The following is a 16,170-nucleotide window of genomic DNA, read 5'->3' as shown; positions in this document are numbered from 1 at the left end:
ACTTTACCGTAACGTCGGCAGAATATGCTGGGAAACTCGAATCCTCCGCCCTGGATCGACCTCAGCCGCCGCCACCCGGACCGGCGACGGGCAGGCTCAGCCACACCCGGGTTCCGACGCCCTCACGGGAGGCCATGCGCACGCTGCCGCCGTGGCGGCGCACGATCGTCGCCACCAGCGCCAGCCCGAGTCCCGAGCCCGGCAGTCCGCGGGCGTTGCCGGCGCGGGCCAGCTCGCTCCACACCGCCGGAAGGTCCGCCTGCGGCACCCCGATGCCGGTGTCGGCCACCTCGATCGTGACGGTGCCGGACTCCTCCCGGCCGCGTACCTCCACGGTGCCGCCGGGGCCGGTGTACTTCGAGGCGTTGGAGATGACGTTGTAGACGGCCGAGTACAGCAGGTCGCCGTCGCCGCGCACGTGCGAGAGCGGCCACGGCACCTGCGGCAGATCCAAGCGGATCCGGGGCGCCCGGCCACGAGCAGTGCCCTCCTCGCTGACGGCCTGGGCGGCGTCCTGGACGGTCTCGGCGATATCGACGTCCTCCAGTGAGAGCGCGGCCGTCTCCAAGTCGGCCAGCTTGCGCAGGTCCGTCACCAGGCGGCCCATCCGACGGGCCTGGGCGTCGACGACGTCGACCCGGGCCTGCCACTCCTGGGGGTGGGCCTGCGGCAGATCGGCGACCGCCGCCCGCACCGCCGTCAGCGGGTTCTTCAGCTCGTGGTCGAGCCGGCGCAGGAACTGCTGGTGGTGGGCCCAGGCCTCCCGCTGGGCCTCACGGCGGGCGCGCTCGGTCGCCAGCCGCTGCCGACGCCGCCCCACGGTGACGAGGAGGGCCAGCAGCAGGAGGACGGCGCCGGCCTGGGCCACCACGAGCGGCACCGTCGTAGAGATGAGCAGAGGAGTCATGCCGTAGACGGCATAGGCGGCGGCCACCGCTACAGCGATGACGAGCAGCGCAATCAGCCACCCGATCCACGCTCTCCCGGATGGTCGTTCAGCCGCAGAGGCCGGGTCGACCGGCGCGGCCTCAGGAGTGGGCCCGGAAGGAGGCCCCACGGCCCGCCCCTCGCCCAGCGCGGGCTGCCCCATCGTGGGCTGAGCGGCCATGGCCAGGTCCATCGTCGGCTGAGCCGCCGGCGCAGGAACCACCGAGGGCCCGGGCGTCGGCTGCGACGGCCCCGCCGGGGGCAGGCGGATCTCCATGGTCTGAGGCCCGCCCGGGTCGAGCCTCGGCGGCAGGTAGCGGGTGCGGCCGTCCTGTGAGGACTCCCGGGGAGGCAGCGATGGCGGCAGGTTCGACGCCGGTGCCCCCGACGGTGACTGGTTCATGCCTGGACCCCGGCCCGGAAGCGGTAGCCGACGGAGGGGACCGTCTCGATGTAGGTGGGGTGGGCGGCGTCGTCCCCCAGCGCTTGGCGGATCTCGCGGATGCGGTGGTCGACGGCGCGCGTGGAGGTGGCGAAGTCGATTCCCCACAGGGAGGCCAGCAGGTCATCGCGCGTGTGGAGCTCGCCCGGGTGGCTCATGAGGTAGTCCAGGAGCATCGTCGCCTTCGGGGTGAGCGTCACCTCGCGACCGGCCAGGGCGACCCGCCGGGAGGTCCGCTCCAGGACGAGATCGCCGGCCACCAGCCTGGAGGCGGAGGTGAGCGGCTGGGCCGTGCCCCGGGTACGGCGCAGGACCGCGCGGATCCGGGAGGCGAGCTCGGCGGGGTCGAAGGGCTTGGACAGGTAGTCGTCGGCGCCGTCATCGAGGGCCGAGACCCGCTCGTAGGAGGCGTCGACCTGGGTGAGCAGGATGATGGGGGTCCAGGCCCCACCGGACCTGACCCGACGCACCAGCTCACGTCCGTCCATCCTGGGCATGAGGACGTCCGAGACGATGATGTCCACCTGGTAGGAGGCCAGCAGATCCAGGGCCTCCATCCCGTCCGAGGCGAGCATGACCCGGTACCCGCTGCGCTCCAGGTAGGGGCCCAGCGAGCGGCGGATGGGGGCCTCGTCGTCGACGAGCAGGACGGTGGCGGACGGAGCCGGTGCGGCGGGCTGGGTCACGGCAGTCTCACTGGGCGAGCTTCCCGGTGGTGTTGCCGGCGCCGGCGTCCTGGATCGTCGGGTCATCGCCCAGCCAGTGGACGGTGACGTTGGATCCCATGATGGTGAGGTGGTCGATGTCGCGGGCGTAGACGGTGACGTCGGAGCCCTGGATCGTGAGGGTGTCGACGTCCTCGGCGGCGATCTTGACCTCGGAGCCCTGGACCGTCAGCGTGTCGAGGTCGCCCACCAGGTTGAGGGTGCCTCCGGAGCTCTGGACGGCGTAGGAGCCGGAGACCTCCGTGCGCTCGCCCTTGCTCTGGATGTCCTTCCAGGTGGCGTCCGTGATGGGGGCGTCGTCGCCGTCCTTGTCACTGTCCTTGTCATCATCCTTGTGGTCGGAGCCGGTGGAGGCCTTCGCCGAGCCGTTGGAGTTCCCCGAGGCCTGAGCATCGGCCTTGGCGGAGGCTCCGGTGTCGGTGCTCTGAGAGTCCTTCTGCTCGGCCTGGGTGGCGGCCGCCGAGCCGGAGTCACCGGAGCCTGAGCCGTTGACGGACAGGGAGCAGGCCCCCAGGCTCAGGGACAGGGCCAGGGCCGCGGTACCGGCGAGAACGATCTTGGGCAGGCGCATGATGGGGTCCTCTCAGGAGTCATGTGGGGAGTTGTACGCGAAATACAATACCGGCCGGTTGTGCCCACCTCGTCGCCGATCTGTCGCAGAACTGCGACTGCGGCCGCGATGATGCTCACGGAACAAAAACGCCTACGCGTTCGGGGACATTCGACCCCGCCGGGTGCCCTGTCCTCTGGCCGGGGACATTCGACGCCGTCGGGTGCAGTCCACGCGTTCGGGGACAGGAATCCGGCACCCGTACGTGCAGGATGTCCCCGCCCGTAACAGCTAGGCCTCCTTCGAGGTGGCCGTCTTCGTCGCAGCCTTCTTGGTGGCGGTCTTCGCCGTGGACTTCTTCGTGGCGGTCTTCTTGGCGGTGGTCTTACGGGTGGTGCGCTTCTTGGCCGGTCCCTTGGCGCGCTTCTCCGCGAGCAGCTCGAAGGCGCGCTCGGGGGTGACGGTGGCCGGGTCGTCACCGCGGCGCAGGGTCACGTTGGTCTCCCCGTCGGTGAAGTAGGGGCCGAAGCGGCCGTCCTTGATGACCACGGGCTTGCCGGTGGCCGGGTCCTCGCCGAGCTCGCGCAGCGGCCCGCGGGCCGCCGCCTGCCCCCGACGCCGTTTGGGCTGGGCGAAGATCTCCAGGGCCTGCTCCAGGGTGACGGTGAAGATCTGCTCCTCGGTCTCCAGGGAGCGTGAGTCCGTGCCCTTCTTGAGGTAGGGCCCGTAGCGGCCGTTCTGGGCGGTGATGTCCGTGCCCGACTCCGGGTCCTGCCCGACGACGCGCGGCAAGCTGAGCAGGTCCAGGGCCTGCTCCAGGGTCACCGTGGACAGGTCCATGGAGCGCAGGAGACTGGCCGTGCGCGGCTTGGGCTTGGCGGCCTTGGCGGTCTTCCGCGTCGTCTTGGTCTTCGTGGTCTTTGCGGTGCTCTTGGCGGTCTGCCCGTCCGCAGCGGTCTCCGTCTGCCCGGCCGTCTCCTCAGGATCGGGCAGGACCTCGGTGACGTAGGGGCCGTAGCGGCCGTCCTTGGCGATGATGACGTGCCCGCTGACCGGGTCGACACCCAGCTCGCGGCCGTCGTCGGCGGCGCGGGCGAAGAGCTCACGGGCCTTGTCCACGGTCAGCTCGTCGGGGGCGACGTCGGCGGGCACGTTGGCGCGCTTGCCCTCGGCGTCCTCCAGGTAGGGGCCGTAGCGCCCGACCCGCAGGGTGATGCCCTCGCCGATCTCGATGGAGTTGACGGCGCGGGCGTCGATCTCACCGAGGTTGTCCACCAGCCCCTTGAGCCCCTGGGCCCGCAGCTCGGCGGCGGAGGCGGCGGCCGCGTCGAGCTCGCCGGAGGCCGCGGCCTCGGCGATCTCCTGGGCGACGTCCTCGGGGACGCCCTGCCCGTTGTAGAAGCGTCGCAGCCAGGCCACCCGGTCCTCCTCGCCGGCGGCGATCCGGTCCAGGTCGCGCTCCATGGAGGCGGTGAAGTCGTAGTCGACGAGCTCGGTGAAGTTCTCCTCCAGCAGGCGGGTGACGGCGAATGCGAGCCAGGTCGGCACCAGGGCCTGGCCGCGGTGGTCCACGTAGCCGCGGTCGGAGATCGTGGACATGGTGGCCGCGTAGGTCGAGGGGCGGCCGATCTCGCGCTCCTCGAGGGCCTTGACCAGGGAGGCCTCGGTGTAGCGCGGCGGCGGCGTCGTCTCGTGGCCCGAGGCCTCGGCGGCCAGGGCGGCCAGCTCCTGGCCGGTGATCATCGCGGGCAGGCGCACGTCCTTGGCGTCCTTGCCGGCGGCGCCGGAGTCGTCCTGGTAGCGCTCGGCGTCGCGGCCCTCCTCGTAGGCGGCCAGGAAGCCGCGGAAGGTGATGACGGTGCCCGACGCCGTCAGGCCGGCGGTGGAGAAGGTGGGGCCGGAGTCGCGCGACTCGCCGGCCGCCGGGGTCAGCGGCACCTCGACGGTCACGGTGGCGGTGGAGCCGACGGCGTCGGCCATCTGGGAGGCCACCGTCCGCTTCCAGATGAGCTCGTAGAGGCGGAACTGGGCGCCGGTGAGCTCCCCGGAGACCTGGGCCGGGGTGCGGAAGTGGTCGCCGGCGGGGCGGATCGCCTCGTGGGCCTCCTGGGCGCCCTTGGACTTGGAGGCGTAGACGCGGGGTCGCCCGGGGACGTACTCGGCCCCGTAGAGCTCGGCCACCTGGGAGCGGGCCGCGGACACGGCCTGGGCGGACAGGACCGTGGAGTCGGTACGCATGTAGGTGATGAAGCCGTTCTCGTAGAGGCCCTGCGCCACGCGCATGGTCTCGCGCGGGTTCATGCGCAGCTTGCGGGAGGCCTCCTGCTGGAGGGTGGAGGTGGTGAAGGGGGCCGCCGGGCGGCGCTTGTAGGGCTTGTCCTCGACGCCGGCCACACGCGGCTCGCCCCGGCCGATGGCCTCGGCGACGGCGGTGGCCCCCACCTGGTGGAGGTGGACGGCGGAGGCCTTGAGCGCGGCCGGGCGCAGCTCGCCGGCGTCGTTGAAGTCGCGGCCGGTGGCCACACGTCGCCCGTCGAGGGTGACGAGGCGGGCGGTGAAGGAGGCGTCCTGGCGGGCGGTGACGTCCACCGGGGACAGGACGGTGGAGAAGGTGGCCTCGACCCCCCAGTAGGAGGCCGAGCGGAAGGCCATGCGCTCGCGCTCGCGCTCGACGACGAGGCGGGTGGCCACCGACTGGACGCGCCCGGCGGACAGGCCGGCGCGGACCTTGCGCCACAGGACCGGGCTGACCTCGTATCCCACGAGGCGGTCCAGGATGCGGCGTGTCTCCTGGGCGTCGACGAGGTGGATGTCCAGGTCGCGGGTGTTGTCCAGGGCCCGGGTGACGGCCTCGCGGGTGATCTCGGTGAAGACCATGCGGCGCACCGGCACTTTGGGCTTGAGGACCTGCTGGAGGTGCCAGGCGATGGCCTCGCCCTCGCGGTCGTCGTCGGTGGCCAGGTAGAGCTCGTCGGCGTCCTTGAGGGCCTTCTTGAGCTGGGCGACCGTCTTCTTCTTGTCGGGGTTGACGACGTAGTAGGGCGTGAAGTCGTCCTCGACGTCGACCGCGAACTTCCCGTAGGGCCCCTTCTTCATGGTGGCGGGCAGCTCGGAGGGCTGCGGCAGGTCGCGGATGTGCCCCACGGAGGCCTCGACGTCGAACTCCGGACCGAGGTAGCCGGCGATGGAGCGCACCTTGTTGGGGGACTCCACGATGACGAGCTTGGTGGACACGTAAAGCCTTCCTCACGGGTGGTGCGCGGCTGGCCGCGCCTGGCGGGTCTGTGGGTGGTTCGCGCCGTCGGCAGGCCCGGGCGATCTCCGCATGATCGTGATGATCCGGGTGATCGGGGCAGGTGACGAGGACGAACGGCGGGGAGCCGGCTCACGCCGGCTCTCAGCCGACTGTAACGCACCGCCCACCTTTTCCAACCGGGCATTCTACGGAGAGTGTACGGAAAACGACTTTCGTCTCAGCGGCCGCCTCCCGGCGCGGACCGCCTGAAACCGCCTGAGACGGGGATCGGCCCGGGGCCTCGGGCCTCAGATGAGCTCGGCCAGGGCGCTGCGCACGGCGGCCAGACGCTGAGCGGCGATGTTCTCGTCGTAGGGCAGGTGCAGGCCGCGGCATTCGGCGGCCAGCTCGGCCAGGGAGCGGACCTCGGGGAAGCCGCGCGAGGTCAGCTGGGCGACCTCGTCGACGGTCGCGGAGCCCGACGAGCCGGCTCCACCGCCGCGCAGGTCGACCCACTGGCCCAGGCGCCGGGCCGCGCGGTCCAGGCTGGAGGTGACCGTGTGCAGGGCGTCATTGAGCTGGGCGACCTGGGTGCTCACGGTCCGCAGCACGGGCCCCAGCCCGCGGAAGCCGGACTCGAGCGCCTCGCACAGGTCCGTCAGGGAGCGGGTGGCATCCACCTCACTGCCGTCGAGGATGGACTGGGCGAAGCGCCCCACCATGAGGGTGAGCAGGCGCATGAGGGCCACGGAGAAGCGCAGCTCGGTGACCGACTGGTGCAGGACCTGCAGGCGCGAGGGCAGCCCGGTCAGCTCGGCACCGGCGGCACCGGTGAGCTCGGAGATGCGCTCGGCGAGCATCTGCGCCTTGGTCTGGGTGCCGTTGCCTGCGTCGTGGGCCACCAGCTGGCCGATACGCCCCACCCGGGCCTCCACCGCCCGGGCCGAGGCGTGGGTGGCCTCCATGGTGGTGATGAGGCGCAGGTACTCATCGAGCTCGAAGACCAGGGCGTTGGTGTCCTTCTCCATGGCCGCCACCGTGTTGAGGATGCGGGCCACCGCGCCCAGGCTCTCGGGGGCGGCCGCCGGGACGCGCACCCCCGAGCCGACCAGGGCGGCCACCTCGCGCGGCAGGGTCGCCAGCGTCATGTCGTGCAGCGATGAGAAGCCCAGGGCCTGAAGCTCCGCGGCCAGCTCACGACCGCCGAACTCCCCGAGCTGGTGGCGCGAGGCGCCCCGGGCCTCCAGGTCGCGCTCCTTGGCGCGCACCCGACGATAGGCCTCCTCGACCTTGCCCCGGGTCACCCCGTCCATCGGCTTGATCCGCACCGAGAGATAGCCCTGACGCAACGGCACGATCGTGGCGAAGACCCGGTAGTCCAGACCGTCCACCGCCCGGTTGGTGATGTATCCGCAGGCCGGGCGCTGGGACTGCAGGTCGTCCCAGATGAGACGGAAGAGACCGGCCGGCATATCCAGGTGCCGAATGATGTTGTGCGGAGCCCCGATGAGACGTTCACGCGAGTAGCGTGAGAGCGTATCGAATGTCCTGTTGGTGTTCTGGATGACACCTTTGAGATCCGTGGTGGAAAAGAAGATGTCCTGTGGATCGAACAAACGCTCGTACCCGACCTGCGATTCCATGGGTGCTCTCCTTCATGGTAGATGGTTCGCGGGAGCACCTCGTCGAGGACCATTTCCTTAGCTCCTCGCACAGTGCCAGAAAAACCTTAATGACACGCGCGGGCCCGCGGAAGACTGTTTATGACATTGTCACCAGTAAGTTGGGACCTATCTTGTAGATTCCGGCTAACTACTCCCCCAGCTGGCTCAGGGTCTCTCGCACCGTCGCCACCCGTTCGCGGATGACGGGCTCGTCCAGAGTCACGACGACGCCGCGGGCCTTGGCGGCCAGCTCGGCCAGGGAGGCCGTCTCCGGGAAGCCCTGCTCGCCCACGGCGACGGCCTCCTCCAGGGCGGCCTCGGCATCGACACCGTCGACCAGTGCCTGGGCGCCCTCGTCCTGGAGGGCGCGGATCCAGCGCTGGAAGGGCCGCTTGACGCGGTCGAGGTTGCTGACCACGGTGCGCAGGTCGCCCTCCAGGCGCTCAGCCAGGTTGGCGGCCTCCTGGCAGGAGGGCACCAGGTCCTCCAGGTCGGAGAGCATCGCCTCGGCGAGGTCGCCGATGGCGTCGGCCGACTCCCCCTCATCCCCGTCCAGGACGGCGGCGGCGAAGATGCCGGCCATGAGGGTGTGCAGGCGCATCATCGAGCTGCGGAAGCGCACCTCGGAGGCCGCCTCGTAGAGCGCCACGAGGGAGGAGTTGAGCTGACGGAGCACCTCGACGGCCTGGGCGCTGCGCTCCTTGACCCGTTCGGAGACGGTGGGGACGGAGGAGTCGCCGTCGGGGCTGGTGACCTCCTCCATGAGGGAGCCCACACGGTTGGCCCGGTCGATGACCGAGCGCACCCCGCCGGCCCAGGAGCCCAGACCGTTGATGAGCTCCTGATACTCCCCCAGCTGGTAGATGAGCTCGTCGGTGTCCCGCTCGATCGCGGCGACGGCCTGGAGGACGGCGAACATGGGGTTGTCCGACTCGGCGCGCGGCGGCACCCGGACGCCCTCGACCACCAGCAGGGCCAGCTCGCGCGGGAGCGCGGCCCGGGCGAAGTTGTGCAGGTCGTGGTACTGGAGCCCCGCCAGCTCCTCGGTCAGGAGCGCCGCGCCGTGCTCGGCGACCTCCCGGCGTCCGTGCCCCTCCTCGGCGTAGGCGCGCTCGGCGGCCCGCACTCGGGAGTAGATCTCCTTGACGGGAGTGAACATGGCGTGGTTGGTCGGACGCACGCGCACCGACAGGTAACCGTCGGACAGAGGGGCGATCGTCGCGAAGACCCAGTAGTCCAGACCGTCCTTGGCCCGGTTGAGCACGTAGACGCACGATGATCGCCCCTGCTCGAGCTCGTCCCACATGAGCTTGAAGGCGCCGGCGGGCATGTCGTCATGCCGAATAATGTTGTGCGGGGAGCCAATGAGCTCTTCGGTGCTGTAACGGGACAGCGAATCGAAGACTCGGTTCGTCCTGCGAATGACACCTTTGGTATCCGTCGTCGAGAAGAACAGGTCCTCGGCACCGAAGCGGCGCTCGTTGCCATCGACGTATTCCATGACTCTCCTGCTGTGTTAGGGGAATTCGGTCACTACCGGATCACCGGCAGCGACACGCTGGATGAGGAGGCGGCTGAGATACCACTGAGCCGCCCTCTGTGCGACTACGCTACGAAGTAACGTTCTGGTGCACACGGATGTGGGGATCAACAACCGAGACGCACGACCGCATAAGCATGTCACAGCACCTGTCCCTCTGGGTCGCCGTTGGGTCTCAGATCGGTAACACAGTCGAGACACAGGTTGCGCTGTGGTCGAGCACAGCGCCTTCCTGTTGAATAGGCGACGTGACTAACGCCCCCGCCGAGAACCTCACCCGTGCCGATGGCTCCCCCCTGCGCGTCCTGGTCGTCGACGACGAGCAGATGCTCGCCGACCTGCTCGCCTCCGCCCTGCGTTACGAGGGCTGGGAGGTCACGACCGCCGGGACCGGGATCGCCGCGGTCCGATCCGCCCAGGAGATCGACCCCGACGTCATCGTCCTGGACATCATGCTGCCCGACTTCGACGGACTGGAGGTCATGCGCCGCGTGCGCGGCCACAGCCCGAACGTGCCGGTCCTGTTCCTGACGGCCAAGGACGCCGTCGAGGACCGGGTGGCCGGCCTGACCGCCGGCGGCGACGACTACGTCACCAAGCCCTTCTCGCTGGAGGAGGTCGTGGCCCGGTTGCGCGCCCTGCTGCGCCGTTCAGGGGCCAGCGAGGAGAAGCCCGCCTCCCTGCTGGAGGTCGGTGACCTGCGCATGGACGAGGACTCCCACGAGGTCTGGCGCGGCGAGGATGAGATCCAGCTGACCGCCACGGAGTTCGAGCTGCTGCGCTATCTCATGCGCAACCCCCGCCGGGTCCTGTCCAAGCCCCAGATCCTGGACCGGGTGTGGAACTACGACTTCGGCGGGCAGGCCAACATCGTCGAGCTCTACATCTCCTACCTGCGCCGCAAGATCGACAAGGGCCGCGAGCCCATGATCCACACGATGCGCGGTGTGGGCTACGTCCTCAAGCCGGTGGCCGGCGCCGACGAGCAGGCCTGACGGCGAGCAGATGCCGGAGACGCCGCAGATGCCGGAGAAGTTCATGAGCCCATCACCGGCCGACGAGCGGACCGGCCGCTATACCGGCCGCGGCTCATGGTGGCCCGTCTCCTCCTTCAGGAGACCTCGTAGCCTGCGCACCCGCCTCGTGGTCGGTGTGCTCGGGCTGGTCCTGGTCATGGCCGCGGTCATGAGCACCTTCTCCACACTCAGCCTGCGACACACCCTCACGGTTCGCACCGACAGCCAGCTGATGGCCGCCGCCCAGCGCGCCGCCGACAAGCGTCACGACGTGGAGCAGGAGGCCAGGAAGGCCTCCGACCAGGCGGCCCAATCGAGCCAAACCGACCAGGGCAGCCAGGCCGGCGGGGCACAGCCTCCCGACGGGGCCGACGGAGCCGCCCCCGATAAGCAGGGGGTTCCCCCGGGGCTCGACGCCGCCGGGCAGTCCACCGGCACCCTGACGCTCATCGCCCCGGCGACGTCGACCTCCGGCAGCGAGGCGGCCGCCTATATCGACAAGGACGGCCGCTACGCGGCCATCTCCAAGGAGGACTGCCGGCTGCTGCTGTCCGAGGCCACCGGCGACCATCCCGTCACCGTTCACCTGCACCACCTGGGCAGCTACCGGGTGGTGGCCACGCGCGACCAGGTCTCAGGGGACACGGTCATCACCGGGCTCTCCCTGGAGGCGGACAAGGCGCTCATCGGCACCCAGCTGCTCATCGAGCTGGTAGTGGCCCTCGTGGGGGCCCTCATCGTGGCGCTGGCCGGTCGGACCATGGTGCGCTCCTCGCTGGCCCCGCTGGAGCGTGTGGCCCGCACCGCCCACCGCGTGGCCTCCCAGCCGCTGGAGCGCGGCGAGGTGACCATCGAGGACCGCGTGGAGGAGGCGGACCTGACCTCCTCGGCCGAGGTCGGGCACGTCGGCGGGGCGCTCAACACCCTACTGGGGCACGTGGAGTCGGCTCTGGGCGCGCGTCAGCGCTCGGAGACCCAGGTGCGCCAGTTCGTGGCCGACGCCTCCCACGAGCTGCGCACGCCGCTGGCCTCGATCCGCGGCTACACCGAGCTCATCCGTCGTGAGGGAGCCGACGCCGACCTGCCGGAGGAGGCCACCTACGCCCTGGACCGCGTGCACTCCGAGTCGGTGCGGATGACGGCACTCGTGGAGGACCTGCTGCTGCTGGCCCGTCTGGACGCCGGGCGCGAGCTGCGCCACGAGGAGGTGGACCTGGTCGGGCTCCTGGTGGACACCGTGGCCGATGCCCGCGCGGCCGGGCCGGACCACGACTGGAGGCTGGACCTGGCCGTCCTCGAGCCGCCGGCCGACGTCACGCCGGAGGAGGCCGAGGAGTTCCTGCCCGAGCCGCCACTGGTCATCGGTGACGAGGCGCGCCTGCGTCAGGTCATCGTCAACCTCCTGGCCAACGCCCGGGTCCACACCCCCGCCGGCAGCCACGTGACCACCACGCTCGAGCGCGAGGGCGAGTCCCTCATCGTGCGCATCGGCGACGACGGCCCGGGCATCGCGCCCGACGTGCGCGACAGGCTCTTCGAGCGCTTCGCCCGCGGGGACTCCTCGCGCGAGCGGCGCACGGGATCGACGGGGCTGGGCATGTCCATCGCCCTGGCGATCGTCCAGTCCCACGGCGGCAGCATCGACGTCGAGTCCTCCACCGCGCCGCAGGACCACGGAACCACCTTCATCGTCAGGCTCCCGGCCGCCGCCGTCGAGGAGTAGCCGACCAGGTCGAGTAGACCAACGAGCGGGGCCGGTCCCGGTCAGCCGAGGTCAGTCCCGATCAGTCCCGGTGGCGGGGCTCGTGCTTGTGTCGAGTGCGGCCCCAGTCGGTCAGTGACACGAGCGCGGACAGGGCCAGGCAGGTGACGCCGACGACGGCCACCGATCCGGTGGCGTAGGCGCCGAAGAGCTGCCAGCGCGAGTCCGTGCCGCCCGAGCCGTCCAGCTGCCGCCACACCCAGGTACCCAGACCGAGTGCGCCCAGCGTGCACACGATGCCGGCCGAGGCCAGCAGGACGTTGCCGACGAACTGGTTCCACAGCCGCGGGCCGGCGGCGGTCACCGGGATCGTCCCCACGGTGGTCAGCTCGGGCACCTCACCGGAGCCCTCCTCCCCGGTTCCCGAGCGCAGGGACCAGGGGGCTCGCCAGGCGCCGCCGGCCACCGCGAAGGCGCCCCAGGCCACGGGCACGAGGATGCCCGCCAGGACGTCGGAGGGGCGGTGCCACTGGCACACGAGGGTGGAGTAGCCCATGGCGATGGTGAACAGGGCCCCCGCCCAGGCCGACAGCGCCCTCCAGCGCCGCCCGGACAGCAGGATGAGCGCGACCGCGGCGGAGGCCGCCATGGTCGTGTGCCCCGAGGGCAGGGTGTTGGCGTTGTCCCAGCGCTCGGTGATGTTGAAGTCGGGGCGCCACAGGATCTGGTACTTGAGGACCTGGGAGGTCAGATTGGCCCCGACCACGGCGACGACGGCCCACACGGCCCGTCGGTGACTGCGCCGCAGCAGACCGATGGCCAGGATCGTCACCACGAGGATGACGGCCGCCGGCATCGAGACCATGGACAGCAGGGTGCGGGCGTGGTCGCTCACGTAGTGCGAGCCGATCTCCGAGCCGTCCAGGGCCATGGCGTCGAGCATCTGGCCGGTGTGGGTGAACACGAACAGGCCCCACAGGCCGAGCGTCGCCGCCAGGCAGCTCAGGGACAGCAGGCCTCCGCGAAGGCGCAGCCGTCCCAGGGACTGGGAGGTCTGCGACTGGAAGGAGGCCACCGGCAGATCGTAGGTTCTGAAGTACACCGCCAGCAGGAAGACAGTCGCGATTCCTGTGCGGGACTGCTCACGGCTCGCGTGTCTCCACGTCGTCGGGGGGATTCCCTCGTCGTTCGCCAGGAGCGTCGCCGGTGGACCCGGCGGCGTCCTCGACGTGGTCCTTGAGCTGGTCCTTGAGGTGACGGCCGGGCCAGTGGCCCGCGTCGACGACGTCGCCGACGTCGTCGACCTCCACCGAGCCCACCTTCACCGAGTCCTCGGGCGCACCGGGATCGGCTGAGTCACCAACGTCATCGGCGTCGCCTGCGTCGTCGGTCCTGCTGCCGGCGCAGGAGGACCCCTCGGCGCCGGATGCGAGCCGGGCGCGGCGGCGCAGCCACCACAGGCGCCCCAGGATCCCGACGACGACCGCCAGGATGATGACGACGGCGACGATGATGACCTTCATCCAGGTCTGCATGGGGGCGGGCAGGGCCTCGGCCTCCTCGGCCGCGGCCGCCGTGGGGTCCATGGGAACGCGCTCACCGGTGACCAGGAGGCGGTGGGAGTTGACGCCGTAGGGCGTGCAGGTGATGAGCGTGACCAGGTCGCGTCCGGGGACCTTGCGCAGGGAGTCGGTCTCCTCGGGCGTGACGACGGTGATGTCGACGACCTCGTACTTGAGGGTCTGCCCCAGGGAGGAGACGTAGAAGGCGTCCCCCTTCTTGACCTGGGTGAGGTTGTCGAACATCGTCGCGGTGGGCAGCCCGGTGTGACCGGTGAGGACCGCGTGGGTGGAGGGGCCGCCGACCGGCAGGCTGGTGCCGAACAGGTGCCCGACGCCGTTGGCCAGGGTCCGCGTGTCGGTGCCGTGGTAGACGGGCAGGCTCACGTGGATGGAGGGGATGACGATCCGCGCCATGACCGGGTCGAGGTCCATCTCATGGAGGTAGGCCTGGTACTGGGGGGTGTCGGGCCGCTGCGACTCGAGCCAGGGGTCGAGGATCGGGGCGCTCTCGAGCTGGTTGTTGTAGGTCTCGGCGGAGGCGCGCTCCTCGGCGACGGCGTCGGGGCCGGCGGCCTCGACGCTGGCGGTGTACATGTCGGCCAGGCGCTGCTGCTCGTCGTTGTTGTGCTGGGTGGCCACCACCGGGTAGATGAGGACGGCGACGCCGACCAGGACCAGGACCAGCGGGAGCCAGGTCAGGGCGCGCTCGCGCAACCGCTTGCGGCGCCCCGCCTTACGCGCCCCCTCAGGATCCTGGCCGTCCTGAGGGGACTGAGGAGGCAAGGACTCCTTGGCGACCTCGGTCGGCTCGTCGCCCTCGAGACCGGCGGGCTCGCCGTCGCCCGAGGACACCGGGGCGGACTGGGACGGAGGACGACGTGAGGGGAGCAGCGCTGTCACGGGAGAACCGTGCCTTTCCTTCATGGGGTGGGTGTTGGCGGCGCCTTCACCGCGGCGGGATGCAAGAGGTCGCTGGGCTCGATGGATGCGCGGGAGGCTCGCGGTGACGCCCCCGTGTGGGGGAGACGGGACGTCCCGTCTCCCCCACACGGGGACCGGAGCCGGCTCCGGCACTGCGGCGCGGCCGTATGAGGTCACATGGAACCGATGACCTCCAGGCCGCGTCTCAGCGCCGGCCCCTCCGAGCGCCTGCTCGGTGCCGGCTCAGTGCCGGCTCAGTGCTTGGCGGCGTTGCGCCGCTTGTTGGCGTAGGCGACCACCGCGCCACCGGCCACCAGCAGGGCGCCGGCGACGGTGAGGAAGATGATGCCGTTGGCACCGGTGAGCGGCAGGCGGAAGCCGGCGTTCTTCGGCACGTCGGTGACGGTCAGCGCGGTTGACTGGTTGGGCTCGGTGTTGGCCGCCAGAATCCGGAAGGGGATCGGGTCGGCCTGGAGGCTGTAGCCCTCGGGCGCCTTGGTCTCAACGAGGCAGTAGTAGTCGTCGTCGGTCAGCGGGGTCTTCTCCGCACCGTTGACGTAGTCGTTGGCGCGCAGGGAGCTGATCTCCACCGTGCCATTGCCGGAGGTGGTGAAGGTGTCCTGACCGCTGATGGTCAGCGGGTTCGTACCGGCCTTCTTGGGGTCGGCGTCCTTGAGGGTGGCACCGCTGTCGGTCTTGGTGCACTCGTAGACCTGGAACTGGGCGCCGTTGTACTTGGCCTTGTCGGCCAGGTTGTCCGTACCGGTCTTGGTGACCACCAGCTTGCCGTACTTGGACAGGACGGGCTTCGTGGGCACGCCGGGGACGTCCTTGGTGGGGTGATTCGGGTCCCAGGTGAAGTTGGGGTTGTCATTCGGAATGAGGTAGGCGACGTTGGACAGGGAGCCTTCGAGGTCGACGCTCGCGTCGAACGCGGCGGTGAAGCTCACCTGGACCTTGGTCTCGCCGGTGCCGGCGCTACGGGCCTTGGCCAGCTTGTCCAGCCCCGTCGGGGTCATCGTCACCGTGAGGTAGTTGTGCTTGTCACCGGGGGTGACGCTGGGGGCAACCGCCACGGTGTAGTCAGTGTCCTTCTCCAGCTGAGTCTCGGGGTTGATGATCTTGACGACCGGACTGAGCGAGGTCAGATCGGACTTGATGCGGGAGTCGAGCGGATCGATCACCTGGTAGCGCTTGAGGGTGGCCCCGTTGGCGGTGTCGACCTTCGGGATGGAGGTGGCGATCGTGTAGGTCAGGGCCTGACCGGAGGCGGGAGCCGGCTGGTCCTCGACCTTCTTGTCCACACCGGAGACGGTGTTCTTGGGGTAGACGTGGACGTTGTAGTTCCACTCGGAGGTCTTGGCCGGGTTGGTCATGGGCAGGGTGACGACGAAGTCCTCAGCCGGAATGACCTGGGCAGGGGTACGGGTCTCGCTGACGAGGTAGGCACCCACATCGGTCTGGTCCGCGTTGAAGGAGGCCAGACCGTTGGCGCCGGTGGTGATCGTGTGCGTGGTGGAGGACGCGAGGGCCCGGGCCTTGGAGACGTCGCCCTTGAGATCGGCCAGGGTCTTCCAGCCGTCGTAGGTCGTCAGGTTGACGTTCAGCTTGGTGATGGTGAAGTCGACGCCCGCGACCGCTTTGCACTCGGCCGTGGGGTCCTCGTTGCCGTTGCCCTCCTTGACGCCGTTGGCATCGGTCTGCTCGCACTTGTGGATGGTCAGCGTCGTGGCGGCGTCGGGGTCGATGGTGGATCCGTTCGGGTCAGCGGGTGCCGCCGCGCCGGTCGGGGCGATGAGCGCGCCGGCGGCGAGTGTCAACGCGGCGGCGAGGCCGAGTCCCCGGCGCATGGTGAGGGAGTGCATGGCTGTTGTCTCCTGTGGTTG

Annotated in this window: 11 protein-coding genes; 2 read left to right on the top strand and 9 right to left on the bottom strand. The window is 70.2% G+C overall.

Annotated elements, in window-relative coordinates; all coding sequences use genetic code 11:
- Positions 1–61: 61 nt before the first annotated feature.
- The 6 genes from HCR68_RS01540 to HCR68_RS01515 form a co-directional block, all read right to left on the bottom strand.
- Positions 62–1,330, bottom strand: coding sequence for a HAMP domain-containing sensor histidine kinase (locus tag HCR68_RS01540; RefSeq protein WP_243858865.1), 1,269 nt, complete (start codon positions 1,328–1,330; stop codon positions 62–64).
- Positions 1,327–2,055, bottom strand: a complete 729-nt coding sequence (locus HCR68_RS01535; RefSeq protein ID WP_167145521.1) for a response regulator transcription factor — start codon at positions 2,053–2,055, stop codon at positions 1,327–1,329. Before HCR68_RS01535 ends, HCR68_RS01540 begins: the two co-directional genes overlap by 4 nt.
- Before the next feature lie 7 nt (positions 2,056–2,062).
- Complete coding sequence (locus HCR68_RS01530; protein ID WP_167145519.1) at positions 2,063–2,665, bottom strand: DUF3060 domain-containing protein; 603 nt, start codon at positions 2,663–2,665, stop codon at positions 2,063–2,065.
- A gap of 270 nt (positions 2,666–2,935) precedes the next feature.
- Positions 2,936–5,878: a type I DNA topoisomerase gene (gene topA, locus HCR68_RS01525; protein WP_167145517.1), complete on the bottom strand. Its 2,943-nt coding sequence runs from the start codon at positions 5,876–5,878 to the stop codon at positions 2,936–2,938.
- A 309-nt stretch (positions 5,879–6,187) separates the two neighbouring features.
- Positions 6,188–7,522, bottom strand: a complete 1,335-nt coding sequence (locus HCR68_RS01520; RefSeq protein ID WP_167145515.1) for a diguanylate cyclase — start codon at positions 7,520–7,522, stop codon at positions 6,188–6,190.
- A gap of 169 nt (positions 7,523–7,691) precedes the next feature.
- Complete coding sequence (locus HCR68_RS01515; protein WP_167145513.1) at positions 7,692–9,044, bottom strand: PAS domain S-box protein; 1,353 nt, start codon at positions 9,042–9,044, stop codon at positions 7,692–7,694.
- Between the two features lie 287 nt (positions 9,045–9,331).
- On the opposite strand from HCR68_RS01515, the gene HCR68_RS01510 reads away from it, so the two are divergent.
- Positions 9,332–10,078 (top strand): response regulator transcription factor, encoded by a 747-nt coding sequence (locus HCR68_RS01510; RefSeq protein ID WP_167145511.1) that lies wholly within the window; start codon positions 9,332–9,334, stop codon positions 10,076–10,078.
- 43 nt (positions 10,079–10,121) lie between these two features.
- A complete protein-coding gene (locus HCR68_RS01505) occupies positions 10,122–11,822 on the top strand; it encodes a HAMP domain-containing sensor histidine kinase (RefSeq protein WP_167145509.1) in 1,701 nt (566 codons plus the stop codon).
- 61 nt (positions 11,823–11,883) lie between these two features.
- On the opposite strand, the gene HCR68_RS01500 is transcribed toward HCR68_RS01505, so the two are convergent.
- From HCR68_RS01500 to HCR68_RS01490, 3 genes are all read right to left on the bottom strand, one after another.
- A complete protein-coding gene (locus HCR68_RS01500; protein ID WP_167145507.1) occupies positions 11,884–12,876 on the bottom strand; it encodes a phosphatase PAP2 family protein in 993 nt (330 codons plus the stop codon).
- Between the two features lie 67 nt (positions 12,877–12,943).
- Positions 12,944–14,263, bottom strand: coding sequence for a class C sortase (locus HCR68_RS01495; protein WP_208320466.1), 1,320 nt, complete (start codon positions 14,261–14,263; stop codon positions 12,944–12,946).
- A 275-nt stretch (positions 14,264–14,538) separates the two neighbouring features.
- Positions 14,539–16,149 carry a SpaH/EbpB family LPXTG-anchored major pilin gene (locus HCR68_RS01490; RefSeq protein ID WP_167145505.1) on the bottom strand — a complete coding sequence of 537 codons (1,611 nt, stop codon included), beginning with the start codon at positions 16,147–16,149 and terminating at the stop codon, positions 14,539–14,541.
- Between the last annotated feature and the right edge of the window lie 21 nt (positions 16,150–16,170).

Origin of the sequence: Actinomyces sp. ZJ308 (genome assembly GCF_011752065.1) — a bacterium.
In the GTDB taxonomy this organism is placed as follows: Bacteria; Actinomycetota; Actinomycetes; order Actinomycetales; family Actinomycetaceae; genus Actinomyces.
The sequence above is the reverse complement of the archived record's forward strand: the minus strand, read 5'-3'. Positions and strand labels throughout refer to the sequence as shown.